We start from the raw sequence: 22,198 nt of genomic DNA on the forward strand, positions 1-22,198 counted from the left end.
GAGTCCCCCGCAGGCAACTCCATTCGCTTAATTATTTAGTTGGAAAAGTGGCGATAATTTTATAAATTGGCCCATGAATACTAAATTTTTGTTCGTATTCCGTTTCCACATTTTCTTCGGGCGTCACGACCGCATGTAAATCGAGCCACACCTGTTCAAAGTGTAATCCAAAATTATTCATGCTCGTTAATGAGAATTCAAACAAGCCCCGATTATCGGTCTTAAATTCAATCTGGCCGGCTGGTTTTAAGACTTCTTGATACGCTGCCAAGAACGACTTATACGTTAACCGGCGCTTCTCATGGCGAGATTTAGGCCATGGATCGGAGAAGTTCAAGTATAACCGGTCAATTTCATTCGGTTCGAAAAAGGCCGTCACGGCTTGCCCATCGGCGTGGCACAATTGCAAGTTTGGCAAGGGTTCTTCAACCAATTTGCGTAAAATCACCGCAATGACCGACGTTTGAATTTCAATGGCGATGTAGTTGATTTCAGGATGTTGCTTGGCCATCTCAATAATGAATTGACCCTTCCCACTGCCGACTTCGATTTGAATCGGTTGCGGCTTGGCAAAACGCGTTTGCCACTTGCCCCGCAAATCGGCGGGCGTTTCCGTAATTAATTCTGGGTGAGCGTTGATTAACTTGGGCGCCCATGGTTTGTTCCGTACACGCATAAATTTTTCTCCTTATTCCATAAAACAGCCGCGAATTCCGAGTGGGACTCGCGGCTAAGTGACCTTTTCTTAGACTTCGTATTGCGATAACTCTTCTAAGAAAATAATTTCATGATTCATTTTGTGATACTGATTACGATAATAATTATCTTTAATATTCAGCAATAGATTAATCTTAGCGTACCAGACAACCCGCGTTTGTAAATCCGGGGTCATCGTTTCGCCATATTCACTGAACCACGCTTGCCAGTCCGCTAATGGCACGTATTCACAGAGCAACATACTAATATCTGACGCTGGGTCCGCAAAACGCGCGGAATCCCAGTCAACTAAATAAAGTTGTTCTGACTCTGAACGCAACCAGTTCTTGTGGTTTAAATCACCATGACAGACCCGATAATCCGAGATTGGCAACGTTGGTAACGTGCCTTTTAACTCGTTTAAAATCCGGACCATCAAAGGATGGTGCCGTAAATCATCTGGCAAATCGCTTAAATATTGTTGAATAAATTCATGTGGTCGCACGACTTGGCCGCCGACCTTACGTAACATCCGATGAAGCAACTTGGAATTGTGCACACGTGCCAATAAATGCGCTACATCAGGTAGCTGCATTTGTTGCTTAGTTAAAGTTTGACCATTCAGCCATTCTTGGGCGGTTAACGTATCTCCACTTGAGATTCGTTTGGTCCAGATTAACCGCGGGGTAATTTCTTCCATCGACAGCGCCGCTAAAAACGGCGAAGCATTACGTTTCAAGAACAACCGTTGTTGATTCTTTTTGCCCATGAAGGCTTTATTCGTATTGCCATAAATCGGATATATATCCCAGCCGTCATCAAGTTCGAAATCCATCAGCCCCACTCCTCTCAAATTATTTAAAAATCATTATTTCAAATTGACTTAACAATCACATTTTAAAGACCAAAGCAGTCGCCGTCAAGTCTTTTTAATCGTTGTGCCATCAACGTTTTAACGCAATCTCAGCTTGGCATACCAAGCAACTAAGAGATAGATTTCAATTGCGTTAATGACCACTAAAATGCCAACTTGAGCCAACGTTGCGTTGCTTAACCAAACCGCAATCACGAAAATAACTGCAGTCGTCGTTAAAATCGTCGTCAACAGCCGTTGGAAGTTCGCCAGCCGTTGTTTAGCGACTAGCGGATAAATGTGCGTAAAGACTATATTATCGTATCGCTTATAAAACGGCAACAACTGAAAGCCAATCAAGTAAAGAAAGACCGCGTCTAAGGCCATCGCTAACCAGCCGTGACCGCTAAAATACAACAAGATGGCGCCAATAATCGTTAAGCGCGCGACTAACCCACTAAATTCGGTGCCGCGAATCATCCCGCGACTGAATAAGTAACCAAAGGCATGTTGCTGGTCTTTGGGTAACCATTGCAACGTCCAGTCCAAATACTTGCGCCGCTTGACCGAGCCTTGGACCATGGGCACATCCGTAAATAAATTAAAGAAGCGATAAATGCCGAGCATCCGATTAGCTTCTAACTTAATGTCATCACGCCAAGCAACTACCGTTTTCGGCCACACTTGCGCATGCCAATACCGTTGGCCGGCCGCAATAACTAAGGCTAACACCAGCCCAAGCCATGGGGAAACTGCCAAGCTCAACGCGATGGTAATCAGCGCTAGCCCCCAGTTCAAGAGTTGTGACCACCGCTTTTGTTGCGGCGTTAACCGGTACAAATGCGTGATATATAACGTCAACTGGCTGTCTTTTAACGCCACTTGGGTCACTAATAAGGCTAACAAACTCAGCCCACTCAACCGGTCGACCAACATGAGAATTGGCATCGTTAACGCCACTAAACAAATTTGGACCGCTTGCGCCAACCACCAACTATAACGCCACGCTTTAACCAAGTAACCGTGTAAATCATGTTCGCGCGGTAATAAGAATACCGCATCGGCCGGCTCAAGTAAGGTCGCCACACGACTAATCGACAACCCCAGCCATAAAATCAAACCAACCACCACGACAATCCAAGTCTGTTGCGGACTGACCGTTTTTAACCAATTCGAATACGCCAAGCCCAGCCCGCCGACAAAAAACATCAACGCGATGACAAAATGATCATTAAAAACTAAGCGTAAATAATGCATCATTTGCCGTAAGTGGCGTTGTAACCGGGTCGTATATAACTCATTCATCCCGGGTCACCCCAGTCAAGGACAAGTAAATGTCATTTAAGGAGTCGCCACTATCGGGATAATTAGCCTTGATTTCTTCAAAGGTGCCTTGCGTTTGAATCTCACCGGCATGTAACAAGACAAAGCGGTCACAAAATTTTTCAGCCGTATCCAACACGTGAGTCGACATTAAGACGGCCGCCCCGTGACTTTTGACCTCGGCAATCAAGTTCAATAAGTCGTGAACAGCTAACGGGTCGAGCCCCAAAAACGGTTCGTCGATAATAAATAACTTTGCGTTAGTGATGAAAGCACAGACAATCATCACTTTTTGTTTCATCCCTTTAGAAAAGTTCGCCGGGAACCAGTCTAATTTATTATCGAGCCGGAAAATTTTTAATAATTCGTTCGCCCGTTGCCAAGTCGCCGTCTGGTCCAAGCCATAAGCTAACATGGTCATTTCTAAATGTTCTTTTAAAGTTAATTCTTCATATAAAATAGGTGTTTCGGGAATATAAGCAATTTGTTGCTTATACGCTTGGGGATCATTAGCCAATGTCACGTCATTTAAGGCAATTGACCCTTTCATCGGGGTCAATAACCCAATAATATGATTGATCGTCGTTGATTTACCGGCCCCATTGAGGCCAATCAACCCCACTAATTCACCGGCTTGCACGTCAAAACTAATATCTTTTAAAACTGGAATTTGCGAATAGCCGCCAACTAAATGGCTAACCGATAATGCCATAGCGTTAACCTCTTTCTGTTTTTTATCAGTGGGGTCTATTATAGCATAGCTCCCCCGGCAATTCGCCCGTGCTTCTCCCGACGGATGGCCCAGGCATGCCCACCAGCCTGATTTGAAAATTAAAGCGCCCTCATTTTCAATTAGAGTAGTGTATAATGAAACTAAATTTTAGAAAAGAAGGTTATCAGATGACAGCTTTTGAACCTAAACTCGATGCGGATTGCATTTTTTGCAAGATTATTAACGGTGATATTCCGAGCTACACGATTTATGAAGACGACATGGTTAAAGCATTTTTAGATATTTCTCAAGGAACACCCGGTCACACGTTGGTCATTCCTAAGACCCACGTTCCTGACATTTTTGCTTACGACACGGATTTAGCCAGTGCCGTCTTCGCCCGGATTCCAAAAATCGCCCGCGCTATCAAAGCGTCCGACGACCGTATTATCGGGATGAATATCGTCAATAACAACGGCGCGGTTGCTTACCAATCCGTCTTCCACTCACATTTCCATTTGATTCCTCGTTATAGCGATAAAGATGATTTCCGGATGATCTTTAAAGATAACGCGAAAAAATATGACGAAACCGACTACACCCGTTTACAGAATGCCATTAAAGGTGAATTAGCCGACTAGGAGGTGCCCACGTGGCCAAATTTATTCGTAACAGTCTGATTGGTGTGGGGTTGAGCGCAGCGGCCTACATGTTAGTCAATCACAAAACGCCCAAAGCACTCTACACTGACATCAAAGATTATGTGCAAGATGTCTTAGACGCCGCCGACCACTTACAAAGTGCCCGGGAAGATTTCAGCGACGCTTCTAGCAATTTAGGCGTTGAAATGCAACATGCCAGCGACGTTTTAGCCGACATCCAAAATGAAGTCGATCAATTTCAATTCAAAATCGAACCGCATTTAGCCATCATGCAAAAACATGCGGATCATTTACAACAAACGCTCGATAATTTAACACCCAAAGAATAATTATTAGCGTGTGCCCAAAGGCGGTTAGTTTCGACAATAAAAATGATAAAAAACTAAATTGGTGCCTGATGAAATTCAAATTTCATTAGGCACCAATTTTCGAGTGAAGCTTAGTATGTTTTAATTTATCATACGCCACGACGACTTAAATAGGTCGTATACCAAGTCACGGCCAAAACTAGACTGATCAAACCGACAATTATCGTGACATAAACCGCCGCCAAACTTATCGTACTCATCAGCATAATGAGCACCCCGACCAAGACGCCCAGCCGCGCCCCTAATATATTAGTTTGCCGGCGATTCGTCTGAGAACGTGCCCACGGAAAACGCACCCCATACCACGGATTAGCAGCAGTATAACTCATTGGAAAAGTAATCAGCGCGATTAACACGCCCATCCCGCCTATCCGCGTTTGCAAATCAATGGGAGCAAAAACCGTTGGAACAATTAAAAACATCAGGGCAAAGATGAGCACCATCACCAATAAATCGTTTTGTATGGCTAACATCGTCGGTAGCGGTATCTTGAATACTTTCACCCAACTGACAGCCACTAAATAACTAATTAATAAAATGCCAATGACCACCGCAGTACGCGTAGCCGATAACGAACGGACTTTGAACGCGCCAAACTGTAACAACGTCATCAAAATTAACAGCGTCGCATCTAACCGACTCACATAAAACCAGTTAACTTTGAACTTGGCTGGTACTAGCATCATGACCACCTTCTTATTGAATATGTCATCACTATAAGGTCGAATCGGAAAAATAACGCTTTTGAGATGTTAATTCGATAAGTGTTTGAACATGAACAAACTGATAGTAAAATAATTTTCACACTGTTTTTACACAACGGTGAAACTAACCAAATTATTGTTAATCAACACAGGCATTAGTTATTGATACTAATTATTACTTCGCTCACCTAACATTTATGCGCTGATACTGCCCATAACCATCAGTTTGCGCTAAAATTTATGAAGACGTTGTGAATTGTCTGAAAATTTTGTAAAGATTTCCACAACTCTGCAGAAGCCGTGCTACTTATGGTATAGTAGTCTGGTAAGTCTGCTAGAGCAGAACTATTTCAAGAATAGGATGTGTTATAGGAATGAAAAAATGGCTTATTGCCCTCGCCGGTGTATTGTTAACCTTTACGCTTGCCGGTTGTGGTAGCAAGACAGTTGCATCAACTTCTGGTGGTAAGATCACCGAAAGTCAATATTATAGTAGTATGAAGGGTACATCATCTGGTAAGCAAGTCTTACAACAAATGATTTTAAACAAAGTGCTCGAAAAAGACTACGGTTCAAAAGTTTCCTCCAAGAAGGTTACGAAGCAATACAACACTTATAAGTCTCAATACGGGAGTTCATTCTCAACCGTCTTGACTCAAAATGGGTTGACTGCTAAGACCTTCAAGGAACAAATCCGTTCTAACTTATTATTGGAACAAGCCGTTAAAGACAAGGTTAAGATCACTGACGCTGCTTTGAAGAAGCAATGGAAGTCTTACGAACCTAAAGTCACGGTTCAACACATTTTAGTATCAAAGAAAGCAACTGCTGACACTGTTCTTAAAGAATTGAAGAAGGATTCATCAGAATCAAACTTCAGCAAATTAGCTAAGAAGTATTCAACTGATTCAACTTCTAAGAGCGATGGTGGTAAGTTATCAGCCTTTGATAACACGAACACTAGCTATTCATCTAAATTCTTGACCGCTGCCTTCAAGTTGAAGAACGGCGAATATACTACTACTGCTGTTAAGACTAGCAATGGTTACGAAATCATCCGGATGATCAAGAACCCTGGTAAGGGTAAGATGTCTGATCATACCCAAGATTTGAAAGAACAAATCTGGAGCAACGATATGAGCGACTCAACGGTCTTGCATAACGTGGTTTCTAAAGTGCTTAAAGGCGGGAACGTCTCAATTAAGGATAGTGACTTGAAGGACATCTTATCTTCATACTTGTCAACTTCATCATCATCTTCATCAAGCTCTAACTAATTAGCACTAACTTACAATTAAGTTAAAAAAGGCCCCTAGCATACTTGCTGGGAGCCTTTTTTATTGCGTCTGGACAAATGCAAATGATTGATTGCTAGTAGTTGCCGCTGTCAGCTGGCAGCTAAATTGATTTCGTTTGATGATTATGGTGTCGCTACATCGTCTTGTTTCCACACCAATTATTTTGGACGATATTTTGCTGGTCGTTGATAAATTATCATTAATTCAATGCGGGAATAACCAACTTGGAGAAAAATTCAAAGCTAAAATGTACCTATCATTCAAATAAACACAATCACCCTACTCTATTTTGCTGGTACAGATGTTATGTTGTTTTATTCGCAGAGTAATAATTTAAAGAATGCAATCCCCGCACAAATTAAATATAGGTATAGTGACAAATACAACTAGATACATTCCAAAAGTTGGCCAGCTAATGCCTATCAGTAAATCAATCAACACTTAAAGATCAGCCTATAACCAACACTTTTAATACAGTACAAAAAATGACGACCGATGAAATTCTACAATTTCACCAGTCGTCAATATTTTTCTAGTTAAATCTAAAGCCAATTTAGTTGGGCATCAGCGGTAACGGGAGCCACAATTCCATATACTTAATATTGTATTGAAAATGTGATGAAACTAGCAATTGGCCGACCGTAATGGAATCATCCTGAAAGTGGCGTTAACGGGCGTTGTTTGCCCGTTTACACCACGGACGTCTTTTGAGACTTGGGTTTCAGGCTCAAAAGCGAGGTTCAAGACCGCTTCTCAGGCTTGGACCGGTCCCGGGACGATGGAATTACGGTCAGCCAATTGCGGCAATATAACCAACTACTTCGAACCGGTCGCCACAGCCGCTGGAGTTACCGCAGACGCCCAACGGCAACTTCACACTATCAGTCTTGTGAGTCTAAATCGCCCTTAGTCGCATCGTGCGTGGGCCGGAAGAAGTTGCGGCCGTCCATGGCGAAGATGCGTTCCGTATAGTTACCGGGTTCAGCATGCCCGATTGACGTCTGCATCATTTGAATGGACGCGTCGAGTTCGTCCAAATCATGTAAGATTTCCGCTTCCATGACATGGGGCCGGACGGGTGACCCATATTCCAACAACCCGTGATGTGCTAAAATCATATGCCGCAAAATCAACACGGATTCATCCTGATCATCAATCTTAAGCTGTTGGCAAGCCTTAACAATCTGTTCATCAATCAACACAATATGGCCCACTAAGTTACCGGCTAACGTGTAAGTCGTGGAAACCGGGCCGGACATTTCAATCGTCTTACCCATATCATGTAAAATCGCCCCAGCATATAATAGCGGTCGGTTGACATGCGGGTATTCATCCGCCACTGATTTGGCTAACCGTAAAATAGAAAGTGTGTGATACGCTAACCCACCCGCAAAAGCGTGGTGATTCTTTTTAGCAGCCGGATATGAGAAGAACGCATCGTGGAATTGCGCCAATAAGTGCCGGACAATCCGATTCCAATTCGGTTCAGTAATCTCGAAGACATATTGATTCAATTCTTCTTCCATCTTGGCCGTATTTAACGGCGCGTGTTCAACGAATTGTTGGACGTCTTGCGGTTCACCCGGATGGGTTAAACGCATTTGTTGAATCTTAATTTGCGGATTACCTTGATAATTCTCCCGCTTGCCTTTTAAATGAATGACCCGGCCAGCTTGAAAATTCTCGACATCTTGGTCGTTAGCGTCCCAGAACTTCCCCGAAATTTCACCGGAAGTATCTTGAAAATTAATCGCTAAAAACTTTTTACCATTTTTCGCAATCCGAACTTCAGCATCTTTTAATAAGAAAAAGCCCTCAACCGGTTCATCTAATTGATAATCAAATAATTTTTTTGCCATTGTTTGACCCCCATTAAGTTAAGTGATGGACGGCCGTGGCTAACATTTCCGTTAAGGCCGCCGTTTCATTAGTGAAATATAAGACTTGATGTTGTTTCGCAACCTTGGCTAATAGCTGCCAGGCGACTTGACGCCGGGTATCATCAAAATTCACGAACCCATCATCAATCATTAGTGGCAATTGCGCTTGGTCGCCTAATTTGGCGATTAACGCTAACCGCAACGCCAAATACAATTGTTCTTTGGTGGCCGTCGATAGCTCGACCAACTTAAAATGCAAATTGGCGGCATCGTGCACGACCAACTCATCATCGTCTAAACTAATCTCATTATACCGCTGTCGTGTCAGTTGCGCGAAGTACGACGTCGCTTGCGTTAAAATTGCCGGTAACTGTTGACTCGTGAGGGTTTGCAAGGCTTCATCAATCCACGCCGCCCCTAATTGACGGGTCACCCATTGCCGGGCCATCACCGTTAGTTCGGTCTGTTGGTTGGCTTGGTGTTGCCGTAACTCGGCATAGCGGCCATCCTCAGTTAAGCGTTGCAATTGCGTTTGGGCGGTCACAAGGGCGCTGGTGGTCGCCGTCAGTTGCGTTTGTTGCGTGGTTTGTTGCTGACGTTGTGTCGCAATCGCCGCTTGCAAATCCGTAATGTCGGTGTATTGCGCCAAGGCTTGTTGGTCAGCGGCCGTTAATTGGCGCTGCAATTGTTCGGCACTGGCCGCGTTGGCCGTTTGTTGGGCCTGCTGGGTAATTGCGGCGGCTAACGCATCGATGTCGGCTAATTGCTGTGACTGCGCCAACTGCTGTAACTGGTCCGTGATTTCACGAACTTGGGCCGTTAACTGGGTAACTTGCCGTTGGGCATAGGCAAAATCAGGTCCAGACATGCTTTCGGTTTGTTGCAGTTGCTGAATTTGTTCATAAAATTGGGTGACTCGGGTCACGCTAATCACCAGTTGCGCCTGGTCTACCGGAATCCAAGCCGCAGCAAAATCGTAGGCTTGCAATAACTGCCAGACGTGACTTGCTTGGGCAGCGGCTTGTTGCTCCGCGGTGGTAATCGTTGCTTGGGCGCGCTGTAAAGCTGCCACCAAATCAAGTTTTTCCAAAGCGGCGGTCCGATCCAAATTTGGTGCGAAGCCGGCTGCCACCAAGTCATCGGTCAAATTATCGTGATTGTTAGCATTCGGTACCGCTAACTGGTTCCATCCAAACCACCCTAATAAGCCAAGACCAATCAACATTAAGACCCATTTGAAACCGCCTAACGGTAACACAACACCGGCGACTAAGCCAATCCCACCGGCATACAACCGCCAATCGGCCGTAAATCCGGGCGCCGTGGTTGATGCAGTTGCGGCCGCTCGTAACTTAGTTTTCAGCTGATCTAAGGCCGCCTGCTTATTCGGTGACAAACAAGCAACTAACTCCGGATGCGCTTGGGTTTGCTGGTCATAGGTTGCTTGGGCCGTCGTCACTTGTTGTGTCAACGTTTGATACTGCCCCAGCGCTTGTTGCAACTGTGGCAACTGCCCTTGCAAGGTCGTAAATTCCGTTTGATGTTGCAAATAAAAGCCTAGGACTCCTTGTGAGGCCGTATCCACTGGTTGTTGCGTTAACTGTTGCCGGGCGCTCGCTAACGTATGCTGCAATTCAGTTTGAGTTTGCGTTAATTGTTCATATTGCGCAACTACCGCGGACGAGAGTGGTTGCGCAGCAGCGGCCGGACGTAATTGTTGTAACTGCTGATATACCGGCCATTGATTCCGCAAATTTGCCAAAGTTTGTTGGCGTTGTTCAGTCGCTTGGAGGTCGCGTTGCTGGCGCGCTTGGTCCGCTTGTAATTGCTGAATTTCTCGTTGTAATTGTTGGTATTGCGGGTACTGAGCACGGGCCGCGGCGACTTGGGTCGTCATGGCTTGATATTGTTGTAACGCTTGGTTCAACTCCGGTTTACGGCCCCGCGGTTTATACAACTCATCCGCACTCGCCCGTAATGCGGCCGCGGTCGCACGCCACGGGGCACTGCCTAACGTGCCAACCTGTTGTAGTTGTTGATTTAAATCAGTCGCACTCAACGTTTTTAAGGCCGTCAGTTCGGCCTGGTTAAACGTAAATAATTGCTTATACTGCATTTCATCATATGGGGCCAACCAATGGTCTAATAAACTCATGGGTTGTTCCGCTTGAGTCGTGAGGTTGCGTAACGTTGCTGGTTGGTCGCCTAAGCGCGTCAACCGATACGTGGTGCCGTCAACGACCAAATCCATGCTCCCACCATATTGCGTAGTTTCCTTGGGTTCATAGCGGGCGGTTAAATGGCGCCGGGTCGGAAAGCCAAATAACATTCCTAAAATAAACGCTCGAAGCGTCGACTTGCCGGATTCATTTTCCCCATAAATCACTTGTAACCCCGCGGAAAAGTCAAACGTCTGTTGGACGAATTGGCCGAAACCGGCGATTTCAATTCGTTTAATCTGCATCAGTGGCGGCTCCTTCCGTGGTCAAATGATATTGGTCGGCCAGCAAGCGCATAATTTGCGCGCGCCAAGCCTCAGGTGACATGTCTTCTAACAACGCGGTATTTAAAAATTCCGTCGTAATCAGATGGTCAGCTAACGCTGCAATTTTTTCGGACGTCACCACTTGTTGCCCAGCCGCTTCCCAGGCCGCTGCATCTAAGCCGAATAACGGTGTCGCATCAGGGGCACTGGCCATTTGAATCGCAACGGGCCAAACGTGCTGACTGTCAACGTTGGCCTGCAACTGGGCTAACAAGGCGCCTTGCGTCCATGCTAATTCAGCGGCTGTCGTTAGTTGCAATGTCGCTGGTAACGTGATGGAGATGAGCTGTAAGCCCGTCTCGCCTTGAGTGGTCATGCCACTCGTTAAGGCGGTTAATAAGTCCGCCCGGTTCAACTCGCCCGTCAAGTCAGGCGTCCAAGTGCGCCAAGTAATCGCCGTTAAAGCGTGAAATGTTGGGGTTAAGCGCCGTTGGTCATCACTCGTGACAATTAGACACCCTTTGGCGCCGGTTTCCCCCGCATGCCGACCTTGAATATTACCCGGATAGACGACTGGTGGTTGCTCATTTAGCGCCTGTCGTTGATGGATATGACCGAGTGCCCAATAGTCGTAATGCTTACTTAATAATGCACTGACGCTAAAGGGCGCATAGTGGTCGCCTACCACCCCCACTTGACCATGGAGCATGCCAATATGATAATCGGCGGTGGGGTTTTTCAACGGATAATGGTCAATCATGGGCGTGGTCACCCAGCGCTGGTCGTAGCTAAAGCCACTAATCGCGACTTTTTCTTGCTGGGCGGTCGTCAAAGTAACGGTTTCGACTTGGGCCCCAAACGCATGCACATTCGCTGGAAAGGGCCAGCTGGCCGTATCCGGCTGAAAGTCATGATTACCGAATGAGAGCACGACCGGAATCTGGGCGGTATTCAACCGTTCTAATTGCGTTAATAATTGGGCCTGGGCCTGCACACTTTGACTGGCTTGGTCAAATAAGTCCCCGACTAATAAAACAAAGTCGACGTGTTCGGCCAAGGCTAAGTCCACGAGCTTAGTCAAAGCAGCGGCCGGAGCGGCAATGAGCCGTTGCTGTAGTGGTGCTGGCAAGGCCGACAACCCACTAAATGGCGTATCCAAATGTAGGTCCGCCGCGTGTAAAAATTTCATGTGGTTCCTCCAATCAAAAAAAGAGACAATCACGAAAAAGTCTTCCGTCATTGCCTCTTATCACCGAGTTAGGAATTAGTTGGCGTATAATTCTTGGACCGGTTTAGTGATGATTTGATTCAAATCATTCATCAATTGGTTCAAGTTACGTTCTTTACCCATCAAGGCTTTAATTTCATCGACATTGCCAACTTGATCAGCAAGGTCATGCGCTTTGGAAACTTCATCATCCGTAAGTTCTTCGCCATTCATTTGCTTTTGTGACAATTGCATTTGAATTTCTTGGAATTGTTTGAACAAATCAAAGGCACTTTGATTTTCGTGCATCGTCGCATAAGCGGCCTTTAATTCTTTAAATTCTTTCGTTTCACGTAATTCTTGTTCTAATTGGTTCGCAGTATCGTAGATGTTTACGGCCATCATCAGTTTCCTCCTCGAATATGTGTCTTAATTATTTTAGCATTTTTACCGTTACTTGAATAGCATTAGCGTTAGTTTCCAAGCAAACTCTTGGCTTGTGAGAACCAACTCTTCGCCGTGTCTTTAACCGCCTTGCCAACTTTAGAAGCCCCTTGTTCCACTTGTTTCCAAGTGTCACCGCTACTGCTGCTGGATGAGCTATCACTGCTGCTAGAACTGGCATTAGCCAAGGTCGCGGCGTCGGTCGTATTAAAGCTCGTATTCTTCGTGTTTGGCAAGATATTTTCCAATTCGTTCTTAAAGAGTGACGATAATTGATTTTCCGACAAACTCTTCAAGTAATGAGTACTATTAGTCGTATCAAACCCAATCCACGTCGTGACGACGATGTCCGGTGTATAGGCGATCATCCACTGGTCTTTCGTCCCAGAACCCGTGCTGTAATCGGCCTGAGTACTCCCAGTCTTACCAGCCACCTTGTAGCCATATGGTTTGGCCGCCGCCCCGGTCCCACTATTGTAAGTGCCGAGCATCATACTCGTCATTTCTTTAGCGACACTGGCCGACATGATCCGCTTGCTAGACGTCTTGGTGTTGTCAACGATCGTCTTACCGCTAGCATCCACAATCTTCGTAATGAAGTGGGCGGTCGTTTTCTTACCGCTATTGGCAAACGCGGTATAAGCACTCGCCATCTGTTCTGGTGAGACCCCCGTCGTTAAGCCACCTAAGGCTAATGCCAAGTTGTCATCGGACTTCGTTACCGGCAAACCGAATTTCTTAACGGACTTGTACCCTTTATTAACACCAATCTTATTGAGTAACCAAACGGCCGGCACGTTCATACTTTGTGCGAGTGCCGTATACATCGGTACTTCTTTAGAGTACACATTGTCATAGTTTTTCGGCGAATATTTATTGGCCCCAAAGCTCTGCTTCTTATTAGAGAGCTCCGAATCGTACGTGTAGCCACTTTCTAAGGCGGGCGTGTAGACCGCTAGTGGTTTAATCGTCGAACCGGGTTGTCGCTTAATTTGTGTGGCCCGGTTAAAGCCCCGAAAGACGTGCGTCCCGCGGCCCCCAACGACGGCTAAAACGCCCCCAGTCGATGGGTCGACTGCGATGGAAGCGCCTTGAACTTTAGTCCCATCAGAAGCGTTAGCCGGGAATAAGGTAGAATTCTTAAACGAATCTTGCATCTGTGTTTGGTCACTTTGATTTAATGAAGTATAAATCTTATAACCACGGTTCATAATGTCGGATTCCGTCAACCCGTACTTATTAATCGCTTCATCAATCACCGCATCAAAATAATACGGATAATTGTACCCACTATTATAATGATAATTATTTTTGAGGGTCATCGTGACTTGCGAATATTTAGTGTATTCGGCTTTAGTCAACTTATTATTTTCAACCATGTTGTTCAAGACCACATTCCGCCGCGCCGTGGAAGCTTTAGGATGGTTAATCGGATCATATCCACTTGGCGAACTCAACATCCCCGCCAGCGTGGCCGCTTGGTCGACCGTCAGTTGCGATGCGTGGACCCCGAAGTACCGTTCAGCGGCATCTTCCGCGCCCCAAACCCCATGACCAAAGTAGGCGTTATTCAAATACATCGCCAAAATTTGGTGCTTGGAATAAACATTTTCAGTTTCGATTGATAAGAAAATTTCGCGCAGTTTCCGAGAGAAGGTCTGTTGCTGAGTTAAGTACGCATTTTTAACTAACTGTTGCGTCAAGGTACTCCCACCACCACTAATGTAGTCGCGGCCCATCAACTTATTCATGACCAAGAGCACAAAGGCCCGGCCAATCCCTTTCACTGAAAAACCATGTTCTTTGTAAAAATTCCGATCTTCTGTCGAAATGACCGCATTTTGTAAGTTTTTGGAAATCTTACTCAAATGCACGTAAGTCCCTTTTTGTGAATACAGGGACCCCGCCTTCTTGTCACTAGCGTCATAGATGGTCGTCGTTTTTTCTAATTCGGCTTGCAAATTCCCAATTTTGGCCGTTTTGGCCTCAAAGGTTAAATAAGCACTACCGACTAAGACTACCGTCAAAATTAAAATAATCAGCCAACGCGTGATCTGCCGGCGATGCCATTGATACCCGACGACGGCCGCAAATCGCTGCCAATACGGATGGAGCCAGCGGCCGATTACGTGTAAGCCATCTTTGATGGTGGCCCAAAAACCATTATTTTGCATAATCTTCCCCTTGTTCAGAAGGTGGCGAGGGCGTCAATTGCCCCTCAAATGTCCAATTCTAGCCGTCACTAAAATCAGCCATGCCACGTTCGTTACTTGTTAGCTTCGATAATTGTATCATAAATTTAAAATTACTCATTTTTTGCATAGAAGCTTGATGAAATCTTCAAAATTGCCCTCACTCAGAGTCAATGTTTTTATCAGACTTAACCCGCTGCTAAACCCAAAAAGTGCGGTATGACCATCATAACGTACTACCTGGCGAAACTGAAAAATAACGAAACGTCAGTGTCTTACCATCCATTGGTGACGCTACAACTAGCATAACCGATACAGCCAAATCACTGATCAACCAATTAATCACCACGTTGGCAGTTACTACGTTTCTGATGGCAAAATCTATTTAGTTATGAGTCAACAACAATGAAAGTTGCGGTGTAAGTAACGTTAGTGCGGCCTTCTCTTTCAAACTTACACCACCGACATCTTTGGCCGTTCTTTCTTACAAGTCGGTTATCAACGGCTATTTTTAATTAAACTAGCTGCCATTGAAAATGTTCAGGCAAAGTTTCATATGCTTAATGTCGTTTTGAAGCTAGGATGAAATTAGCAATTGGCTGACCGTAATGGAATCGTCCTGAAAATGGCGTTAACGGGCGTTTTTGGGCCGTTTACACCACGGGCGTCTTTTGAGACTTGCTTTTTAGGCTCAAAAGATCGATTCAAGACGTTTCTCAGGCTTGGGCCGGTCCCAGGACGATGGAATTACGGTCAGCCAATTGCGGCAATATTGGGAAAGACCCTTACACTTAATAACTACGTAAATCACCAGTGATTCATTTGAACTATGTACAAAAAATTTAAAAACCAACCAAGTGTTGCCATTACCCATTAAAGTCACTCACAACGGTCGAAATTATCGCGATACGCGTTATTCTTGACTAGCATTACAGTTGAAGGGAGTGATTGCCATGTTCAAATCTAATTGGCACCCGCATCACCACCGCACTAACTTGAACACGCTGCATGTCTGGCCATTAGCTATCCGCGCAGCGATTGACGCCTTCTTTGGTTTGTCGATTAATCATTTTGGTTCAAAATAAAAAAGCCCTCGACCAAGGTCGCAAGCTTATTTCCGACGCACGCCGCGTCGATTCGCATTGAGTTCATTTTGTTGTTTACGGAATTTTTCAAAAGTCGCATCGCGCTTCGACTGACTTTTACGATCCGTTCGTTTTTTCGTATATTTCATGATTTCACCACCTTTTCAGCTGCTTTTATCTTACCTACTATAAGCTGTCCGCGCACATAATGCAAAAAAGCCGCCTAGTTAGACGACTTTTTTCATGTTACAGTTCATCTTCTGTCCGCACATGACTCAAAACCATATCATGGAAACTTTCAGCGACTGCCACACTGGGACTGACCACAAAGATGGTATCGTGGCCAGCTAACGTGCCGCTGACTTCTGGCAAATGTAAATCATCAATAATGGCTGCTAACAAGTTCCCATTGCTCGGCAAAGTATGGATGATATTCATAAATTCAACGCGGTCCACTCCGGTCACCACATCATGCAAACTTTCGTAGAGCCGGTCTTGTTCATTTTTGCCATTTTCTTTAAAAATTGTGTAGCGCGCATGCCCATTTTCATCGGGCGACTTCACAATCTGCATCTCACGGATGTCCCGCGAAATGGTTGCTTGGGTCGCCGCAATGCCGTCAGCTTTAAGCCGCGCCATCAAATCTTCTTGCGTGGCAATCGGATATTGGTTAATTAATTGTTCAATGGCCGCTTGTCGATCCGTTTTTTTCATTTTCGTGGGACCTCCCTGATAAATTATGAGTACATTATAGCAAATATTCATCAGGCAAACTACGATTACACGCAAAAAAGCATATTTAGCCGCCCTACTGCGCGGTTAAATATGCTTGCAAACTGAATAACTATTAATTAGTCCGCATCATATTGTCGTAAGAATTGACTCAAATGGTGCAACCCTCTTTGTAACGTTTCGGTATCGGTACAATACCCCAGCCGCACGTGACCGGGTAAGTCAAACCGTGACCCCGGTACGAGTAATGTCCCAGTTTGGGCCAGCAAGTCCCGACAAAACTTTTCATCATCGACTGGAATATCCAACCGCGGACATGACACCGAAATACCATGCGGCGCAATTAAAGTCACGCGGGGTTCTTGAGCGACCCAATCGGTATAAATTTTTAAATTGCGACGCACAATTTCACGGTTACGCGCCAAGATTTCGGCGCGATGTTGCAAAATCAAGACGGCTAACTGGTCATTGAAGCCCCCGCCACAAATCATTGTATAGTCCCGATACTTGCGAAATATCTCCGTAATCTCAACAGATGGTGTGGCCGTCCACCCAATCCGCACACCTGGCGCTGAGTAAGTTTTGGATAAACTGTTGACCGCAATGCCCTTTTCATATAAGTCGGCAATCGACACAAACGGCGTATCGTCCAACGGCTCGTAAACTTCATCGGCCAAAACGTAAGCGCCGACCGAACGGGCCAAAGTAACGACTTGCTTCAATAACGCTTCATCCAACAAACTACCGGTCGGATTAACCGCATTATTCAACAAAATCATCTTCGTTTCCGGCCGAATCAACTGGGCCAATTCGTCGATATCCGGCAACCAGGCGTGATCTTCTTGAATATGCCAAAAATCGACGGTCGCCCCGAGGGACTTCGGTATGTCGTAGAGCTGTTGGTAACTCGGATACAGCGCGATGACGTGGTCGCCGGGATTAATCAAACTATAAATCGCTAAATGATTCGCACCCGTCGCGCCATTGGTTTGTAACACATTGTCAGCAGGCACGTGTTGGTATAACCCACTAACTTGCTGCTTAAATTCCGGTGAGCCTTCAATCCAGCCGTAATCTAAGCGGGTCGCATTCAGTTGCGCGTAAAATTTTTGCCCTTGCTGGCCATCTAAAGCCGTCACCGCCTGCATGGTTAGCGCAGCAATCGAGCTTTGACTAATATCAGTCGTGGCGGTCTTTTCAAATTCATTCAACCAAGCCTCGACACCAAAACCGGCAATTTCCATTGCGAATCGTTCCCTTCACTAAAAAGTCCAATATGACTAGCATACCGATTGTCGCAATGGTTGGCAACTATATTTTCGTGATAAAGGTCGCGAGTAATTTCACCCCGTATAAGATGATAACAGCCCCGCAGACCCGGTTGACCCACAACAAAACCCGGGGTTGCATTAAATGTTTGAACTTGCTAATGAGACCCGTTAGTCCCATGAACCAAATAATAGAAGAAATAATCACACCTAACATGAAAAAGTGCGTTAAATTAGCCGGTAACGACACTCGAAAAGCGCCCAACAAGACGGAACCGTCAATCAACGCTTGTGGATTCAACCAAGCTACTGAAAAAGCGGTAATCACTGCCGCTTTATATGAAAAGGTTGTATCCATCGTCCCCATGGCAACCTCTTTTTGGCGGATCAAGCCCCAGCCAATGTAAAAGACTAGTAAACTCCCGATTAATAATACGGCCAGTTCCAGCCATGGTGTCGTCTGTAATAGTTTCCCGACCCCATAAAAGCACGCTAATGATAACGACGTGTCAAAAAGAATCACGATTAACGCCACTTGAAAGGCCCGCTTACGCGGCTGTTCAATCGCCGTTGAGACTACGAATAAATTTTGCATGCCGATGGGCGCGATATACGCAATTCCGAATAATAATCCTTGTAAAAATACTTGCATCCATTTTAACCTCACTATCCAACCAATTGCCGATATTAAAAAACTAACATTCTTAACTGGCTTTAATTCATGAGATGATTATAATAGAGACAATTGCCGTTGTCCCCAACCAATTCAAATGTTTTCGCCCAACCATTAGGAGGTTTTTGTATGACAACTTTACATATTGACTGGCAACCTGATAAAACATCCAGTGTGCCGATTTATCAGCAAATCACTAATTATTTTCAACATGCCATTGCCAGCGGTGACTGGCCGATGGGTGCCAAACTGCCGTCCCAACGCAAACTGGCCCCCCAATTTGGTGTCAATCGTAGTACGTTAATTACGGCGCTCGACGAACTGATTGCGGTCGGTTTGATTACTAGTAACCCTGGATCTGGGATGGCAGTTTCTGGTAATCACTGGTCGAGCTTACTCGCCGAACACGTTAACTGGTCTCAATACGTCAAGGCCGGCCAGTTTAAGCCTAATAGTCATGCCATTCAAAAAATCAATCAATTCGAAACCGATGACGTGATTCGCTTGAGCACGGGTGAACCGGCCCCCGAGCAATTTCCGCGGGTATTATTTCAAAAAGCCTTCGACCACTTAGGCCAACATTTAACGAGTTTAAATTACACCGAACCAGCTGGTATCTTAGCATTACGCGAGCAAATCGCCCGCCACTTGCAAAAAGTCGGCATTCAGACCCAACCGGAAAATATCTTGATTACTTCCGGCTCGTTACAAGCCCTGCAGCTTGTTTCGTTATCCTTGTTCCCCAAAGATGCGACCATCTATACCGAAGCACCGACCTATGTCAAATCTTTACAAGTTTTCCAATCAGCAAACACGCATTTAGCGGGCGTGCCGATGGATAATCAAGGCATGGCTTATTGGCAAATGACACCACCAACAAACGGCTCACAAGCAATTATGTATACGATTCCGACGTTCAATAATCCGACCGGTATCGTGATGAGCCAGGCGCGACGCCAACAAATTTTGCAATACGCCCAAGAACATCAAATGCCGATTTTAGAAGACGCCGCCTATCAAGACGTTTGGTTTGACCAACAACCGCCTCAGCCGCTGAAAGCCCTTGATGAGACCGGTAACGTCATTTACTTTGGTAGCATCTCAAAATCATTAGCTCCCGGTTTGCGGATTGGCTGGACGGTTGCGACTAAACCCGTGATTGATCGCTTGACTGATGTCCGGATGCAAACCGATTATGGCGCCAGTTCTTTGTCGCAACTCGTTTTAGCTGAAATCTTGGCTAATCCGGAATATGACACTTATCAGGCGAACTTCCGGGCGGTCCTGGCCCAAAAAGCCACCGCGGCGCAAGCCATCTTGCATCATTATTGGGATGACGGTATCGCCACTTTTGATGCGCCGACCGGTGGCTTTTATTTGTGGGTACGTCTAGCTGACCGCATTAACATCAAAAAACTATTTGACTTAGCGACGGCGCAAAACGTGCTCTTTAATCCGGGCAACATCTATGATTTCAAGCCCAACCAGTATATTCGGTTAAGCTTCTCCTTTGAATCGACTGAACGTTTTGAACGCGGTATTCAAATTTTGACCAAATTAATTGAAGAAAACTTTCCGAAATGAGGTGCCGTTGATGACTCCTGAAAACTTAATTCGTACTTATTTCGACTGCTGGGTCCAACGCCAATTCCCACCGCTAACGACTTTTTTTACGACCGATTGTGACTACCGTGAATGCTACGGTGCGCGCTATCATGGTCTACCCGAATTGCAAGCTTGGATTGAACACCAGTTGCAAACCCAAGTCGTTACCAGTTGGACGATTGAACGATTCTTACCAGTCAGTACGACTTGTTACGTGGTCACGTGGAACTTTCAAGCCCAAACTGACGTCTTGACGAACTTCGACGGCAATTCGGTGATTGACTTTCACGATGGCCGCATTTGTCAACTGACCGAATACGAAACCAAGCATCAAACATTTCGGCCATTTGCAAATTAATGAGAAATTGCTATAATTAAGATTAAAATTTACGAAAAGTGGTGAACGACATGCAAACAATGATGCTCAGTTGGTTAAATAGCAAGTCTGATATTATTTTTACCAAAAACCTTCAAGGGGACCAGTCTGCCCTTTTAACCAATCATTATCTGCATGTTCTCACCTAAAAGACAGCCTTTAGACGGCGCTTTTTAGGCGCCGTCTTTTTTTGTGCCGTCAGCACCCTTGAAGGAGTTAGTTATGAATAAAATAATATTCCGTAATTTACGACTCGGTTATACCTATACCGGGCTAGCCTTTTTTGGCATTACAAGCTTGTGGGTCATTTTCTTGCAACAACAAGGTCTCTCGTTAGTTGAAATTGGCCTATGTGAAAGTATCTTCCACTTAACAAGTTTTTTATCGGAAGTTCCCTCGGGTATCTTAGCCGACCGCTTCAGTTACAAAACCGTCCTGATTGGTGGCCGCATTGCGGCAATCTTACACGCCACTATTATGTTGACCGCGCACAGTTTTTGGTGGTTCGCGCTCGGCTTCGTCTTACAAGCGTGGGCCTATAATTTACAATCTGGAACGATTGAAGCTTTACTGTACGAATCATTAGCTGAAGGTCACGCCACCGCCCAATACCCGCAAGTGACTAAAACTATGAACACTACCATTGAATTTGCCGATACTTTAGGTGTTTTAATAGCTGGCTGGTTAATCCACGGCTATTTGAAGTTCAGCTACTGGGGTTATATCATTGCTGCGATCATCGCAATTATTAGTGTCGTTAGTTTGCATGAACCACGCCGAGCACCCGCAACGACTGCCCAACAAAGTTCAGTTTGGCAAATTGTCAAAGCTGCTGGTCATTGGCTCAAAAAATTACCGCAACTGCGTAACTTAATGGTTTTCCATGCCACCTTTACGGCCATCGGGACGACCTATTATTACTATTTCCAAGCCGTCATGACGGCCCACGGTTTCAGCGGACCTTTAATTTCGGGTATTTTAGTCGCCACGGCAATTCTAAATATCGCTGGCGTCCAACTAACGCCGTGGTTACAACAAAAATGGCCCCAACTCGCGTTACTACGGGGCTTGTCGATTCTATTGACCATCATCTTAGTGACCGCACTTTGGTCAACGCTGCCCGAACTAGTCATGGGTTATTTATTAATTAATATGTTAATGGCCATTGTTGAGCCGTTACTTTCAAATTATTACAATGCGTTAATTCCAAGCGCCCAACGTGCGACCTTGTTGAGTGTTGCCAGCATGCTTTTCAGCGTCGTCATGATTATTGTTTTTCCAATCGTCGGTTGGCTGATTCAAATTAGCAATTTCACCATGACGTTCGGCTGGTTAGGACTCTTGTTAGGCTTACTGGGCGGACGGGTGCTTCGTCACAAGTAACTAAATAGCAATCAATCGCAGCTAAAAGAAATTTGCCATTCTTTTAGCTGCGATTTTGCTTTAAAAACCCGCGTGATACCCACAGTTTTCCCGGCTTGGTTCATCTAAATGATAGTTTCAGCGGCTTTTCTGAAAAAACCTCAGAAACTTCTCTATTTTGTTAAGTAGTTCGCCTTAATAACTTTATTTATAATTGGTCGGTAGATTGCAAATTTAATCCGAATTTTTGGACAAATTGTTCAGCATAACCTG

Annotated in this window: 21 protein-coding genes; 7 read left to right on the forward strand and 14 right to left on the reverse strand. The window is 45.2% G+C overall.

The features are described from left to right. Nucleotides 1-31 precede the first annotated feature (31 nt). From trmB to DY78_RS02580, 4 genes are all read right to left on the reverse strand, one after another. Complete coding sequence (trmB, locus tag DY78_RS02565; protein ID WP_024623780.1) at nt 32-676, reverse strand: tRNA (guanosine(46)-N7)-methyltransferase TrmB; 645 nt, start codon at nt 674-676, stop codon at nt 32-34. Nucleotides 677-745: 69 nt separating this feature from the next. After that, entirely contained in the window at nt 746-1,531 is a 786-nt protein-coding gene (locus DY78_RS02570) for a phosphotransferase family protein (RefSeq protein ID WP_024623779.1), read from the reverse strand. A 117-nt stretch (nt 1,532-1,648) separates the two neighbouring features. Beyond that, nucleotides 1,649-2,854 (reverse strand): ABC transporter permease, encoded by a 1,206-nt coding sequence (locus DY78_RS02575; protein ID WP_024623778.1) that lies wholly within the window; start codon nt 2,852-2,854, stop codon nt 1,649-1,651. Further along, nucleotides 2,847-3,584, reverse strand: a complete 738-nt coding sequence (locus DY78_RS02580) for an ABC transporter ATP-binding protein (protein WP_024623777.1) — start codon at nt 3,582-3,584, stop codon at nt 2,847-2,849. The genes DY78_RS02575 and DY78_RS02580 overlap by 8 nt, the downstream gene beginning before the upstream one ends. A 188-nt stretch (nt 3,585-3,772) precedes the next feature. Between DY78_RS02580 and DY78_RS02585 the strand changes: the two genes are divergently transcribed. Then, a complete protein-coding gene (locus tag DY78_RS02585; protein ID WP_024623776.1) occupies nt 3,773-4,225 on the forward strand; it encodes an HIT family protein in 453 nt (150 codons plus the stop codon). Nucleotides 4,226-4,236: 11 nt separating this feature from the next. Further along, nucleotides 4,237-4,575 (forward strand): membrane protein, encoded by a 339-nt coding sequence (locus DY78_RS02590; protein ID WP_024623775.1) that lies wholly within the window; start codon nt 4,237-4,239, stop codon nt 4,573-4,575. A 128-nt stretch (nt 4,576-4,703) separates the two neighbouring features. Here the strand turns inward: DY78_RS02590 and DY78_RS02595 are convergent, their stop codons facing one another. After that, the gene (locus tag DY78_RS02595) at nt 4,704-5,300 is read right to left on the reverse strand and encodes an SdpI family protein (RefSeq protein ID WP_156093426.1); all 597 of its coding nucleotides are present in this window, start codon (nt 5,298-5,300) and stop codon (nt 4,704-4,706) included. Between the two features lie 392 nt (nt 5,301-5,692). Between DY78_RS02595 and DY78_RS02600 the strand changes: the two genes are divergently transcribed. Beyond that, on the forward strand, nt 5,693-6,595 hold the full coding sequence (locus DY78_RS02600; RefSeq protein ID WP_024623773.1) for a peptidylprolyl isomerase PrsA: 903 nt from the start codon (nt 5,693-5,695) through the stop codon (nt 6,593-6,595). 902 nt (nt 6,596-7,497) lie between these two features. Here DY78_RS02600 and DY78_RS02605 read toward each other — a convergent pair. The 5 genes from DY78_RS02605 to DY78_RS02625 all read right to left on the reverse strand — a co-directional run bounded on the left by DY78_RS02605 (nt 7,498) and on the right by DY78_RS02625 (nt 14,806). Further along, nucleotides 7,498-8,475 (reverse strand): 3'-5' exoribonuclease YhaM family protein, encoded by a 978-nt coding sequence (locus DY78_RS02605; protein ID WP_024623772.1) that lies wholly within the window; start codon nt 8,473-8,475, stop codon nt 7,498-7,500. 13 nt (nt 8,476-8,488) lie between these two features. Beyond that, nucleotides 8,489-10,960 (reverse strand): ATP-binding protein, encoded by a 2,472-nt coding sequence (locus tag DY78_RS02610; RefSeq protein ID WP_029778779.1) that lies wholly within the window; start codon nt 10,958-10,960, stop codon nt 8,489-8,491. Next, nucleotides 10,950-12,170, reverse strand: a complete 1,221-nt coding sequence (locus DY78_RS02615; protein ID WP_024623770.1) for a metallophosphoesterase family protein — start codon at nt 12,168-12,170, stop codon at nt 10,950-10,952. Before DY78_RS02615 ends, DY78_RS02610 begins: the two co-directional genes overlap by 11 nt. 75 nt (nt 12,171-12,245) lie before the next feature. Further along, nucleotides 12,246-12,590, reverse strand: coding sequence for a YlbF/YmcA family competence regulator (locus DY78_RS02620; RefSeq protein WP_024623769.1), 345 nt, complete (start codon nt 12,588-12,590; stop codon nt 12,246-12,248). Between the two features lie 71 nt (nt 12,591-12,661). Next, nucleotides 12,662-14,806, reverse strand: a complete 2,145-nt coding sequence (locus tag DY78_RS02625; RefSeq protein ID WP_024623768.1) for a transglycosylase domain-containing protein — start codon at nt 14,804-14,806, stop codon at nt 12,662-12,664. Between the two features lie 971 nt (nt 14,807-15,777). On the opposite strand from DY78_RS02625, the gene DY78_RS16725 reads away from it, so the two are divergent. Further along, a complete protein-coding gene (locus DY78_RS16725; RefSeq protein WP_268872492.1) occupies nt 15,778-15,909 on the forward strand; it encodes a hypothetical protein in 132 nt (43 codons plus the stop codon). 26 nt (nt 15,910-15,935) lie between these two features. Here the strand turns inward: DY78_RS16725 and DY78_RS16730 are convergent, their stop codons facing one another. The 4 genes from DY78_RS16730 to DY78_RS02640 all read right to left on the reverse strand — a co-directional run bounded on the left by DY78_RS16730 (nt 15,936) and on the right by DY78_RS02640 (nt 18,561). Next, nucleotides 15,936-16,058 (reverse strand): hypothetical protein, encoded by a 123-nt coding sequence (locus DY78_RS16730; RefSeq protein WP_156093425.1) that lies wholly within the window; start codon nt 16,056-16,058, stop codon nt 15,936-15,938. A 97-nt stretch (nt 16,059-16,155) separates the two neighbouring features. Next, a complete protein-coding gene (argR, locus tag DY78_RS02630) occupies nt 16,156-16,623 on the reverse strand; it encodes an arginine repressor (protein ID WP_024623767.1) in 468 nt (155 codons plus the stop codon). 137 nt (nt 16,624-16,760) lie between these two features. Then, entirely contained in the window at nt 16,761-17,885 is a 1,125-nt protein-coding gene (locus DY78_RS02635) for an aminotransferase (protein ID WP_056993490.1), read from the reverse strand. A gap of 67 nt (nt 17,886-17,952) precedes the next feature. After that, on the reverse strand, nt 17,953-18,561 hold the full coding sequence (locus DY78_RS02640; protein ID WP_024623765.1) for a LysE/ArgO family amino acid transporter: 609 nt from the start codon (nt 18,559-18,561) through the stop codon (nt 17,953-17,955). 150 nt (nt 18,562-18,711) lie between these two features. Here DY78_RS02640 and DY78_RS02645 point away from each other — a divergent pair, with 150 nt between their 5' ends. From DY78_RS02645 to DY78_RS02655, 3 genes are all read left to right on the forward strand, one after another. Continuing rightward, nucleotides 18,712-20,166: an aminotransferase-like domain-containing protein gene (locus DY78_RS02645; protein ID WP_024623764.1), complete on the forward strand. Its 1,455-nt coding sequence runs from the start codon at nt 18,712-18,714 to the stop codon at nt 20,164-20,166. 10 nt (nt 20,167-20,176) lie between these two features. After that, nucleotides 20,177-20,545 carry a nuclear transport factor 2 family protein gene (locus DY78_RS02650; RefSeq protein ID WP_024623763.1) on the forward strand — a complete coding sequence of 123 codons (369 nt, stop codon included), beginning with the start codon at nt 20,177-20,179 and terminating at the stop codon, nt 20,543-20,545. A 240-nt stretch (nt 20,546-20,785) separates the two neighbouring features. Next, complete coding sequence (locus tag DY78_RS02655) at nt 20,786-21,946, forward strand: MFS transporter (protein ID WP_024623762.1); 1,161 nt, start codon at nt 20,786-20,788, stop codon at nt 21,944-21,946. Nucleotides 21,947-22,198 lie beyond the last annotated feature (252 nt).

This window comes from Lactiplantibacillus fabifermentans DSM 21115, from assembly GCF_000498955.2.
GTDB classification, from domain to species: domain Bacteria; phylum Bacillota; class Bacilli; order Lactobacillales; family Lactobacillaceae; genus Lactiplantibacillus; species Lactiplantibacillus fabifermentans.

Excerpts from the sequence above, each read along its gene's own strand:
- trmB (WP_024623780.1), bottom strand. The coding sequence starts at position 676 with ATGCGTGTACGGAACAAACCATGGGCGCCCAAGTTAATCAACGCTCAC.
- DY78_RS02570 (WP_024623779.1), bottom strand. The coding sequence starts at position 1,531 with ATGGATTTCGAACTTGATGACGGCTGGGATATATATCCGATTTATGGC.
- DY78_RS02575 (WP_024623778.1), bottom strand. The coding sequence starts at position 2,854 with ATGAATGAGTTATATACGACCCGGTTACAACGCCACTTACGGCAAATG.
- DY78_RS02580 (WP_024623777.1), bottom strand. The coding sequence starts at position 3,584 with ATGGCATTATCGGTTAGCCATTTAGTTGGCGGCTATTCGCAAATTCCA.
- DY78_RS02585 (WP_024623776.1), top strand. The coding sequence starts at position 3,773 with ATGACAGCTTTTGAACCTAAACTCGATGCGGATTGCATTTTTTGCAAG.
- DY78_RS02595 (WP_156093426.1), bottom strand. The coding sequence starts at position 5,300 with ATGATGCTAGTACCAGCCAAGTTCAAAGTTAACTGGTTTTATGTGAGT.
- DY78_RS02600 (WP_024623773.1), top strand. The coding sequence starts at position 5,693 with ATGAAAAAATGGCTTATTGCCCTCGCCGGTGTATTGTTAACCTTTACG.
- DY78_RS02605 (WP_024623772.1), bottom strand. The coding sequence starts at position 8,475 with ATGGCAAAAAAATTATTTGATTATCAATTAGATGAACCGGTTGAGGGC.
- DY78_RS02610 (WP_029778779.1), bottom strand. The coding sequence starts at position 10,960 with ATGCAGATTAAACGAATTGAAATCGCCGGTTTCGGCCAATTCGTCCAA.
- DY78_RS02615 (WP_024623770.1), bottom strand. The coding sequence starts at position 12,170 with ATGAAATTTTTACACGCGGCGGACCTACATTTGGATACGCCATTTAGT.
- DY78_RS02620 (WP_024623769.1), bottom strand. The coding sequence starts at position 12,590 with ATGGCCGTAAACATCTACGATACTGCGAACCAATTAGAACAAGAATTA.
- DY78_RS02625 (WP_024623768.1), bottom strand. The coding sequence starts at position 14,806 with ATGCAAAATAATGGTTTTTGGGCCACCATCAAAGATGGCTTACACGTA.
- DY78_RS16725 (WP_268872492.1), top strand. The coding sequence starts at position 15,778 with ATGTTCAAATCTAATTGGCACCCGCATCACCACCGCACTAACTTGAAC.
- DY78_RS16730 (WP_156093425.1), bottom strand. The coding sequence starts at position 16,058 with ATGAAATATACGAAAAAACGAACGGATCGTAAAAGTCAGTCGAAGCGC.
- argR (WP_024623767.1), bottom strand. The coding sequence starts at position 16,623 with ATGAAAAAAACGGATCGACAAGCGGCCATTGAACAATTAATTAACCAA.
- DY78_RS02635 (WP_056993490.1), bottom strand. The coding sequence starts at position 17,885 with ATGGAAATTGCCGGTTTTGGTGTCGAGGCTTGGTTGAATGAATTTGAA.
- DY78_RS02640 (WP_024623765.1), bottom strand. The coding sequence starts at position 18,561 with ATGCAAGTATTTTTACAAGGATTATTATTCGGAATTGCGTATATCGCG.
- DY78_RS02645 (WP_024623764.1), top strand. The coding sequence starts at position 18,712 with ATGACAACTTTACATATTGACTGGCAACCTGATAAAACATCCAGTGTG.
- DY78_RS02650 (WP_024623763.1), top strand. The coding sequence starts at position 20,177 with ATGACTCCTGAAAACTTAATTCGTACTTATTTCGACTGCTGGGTCCAA.
- DY78_RS02655 (WP_024623762.1), top strand. The coding sequence starts at position 20,786 with ATGAATAAAATAATATTCCGTAATTTACGACTCGGTTATACCTATACC.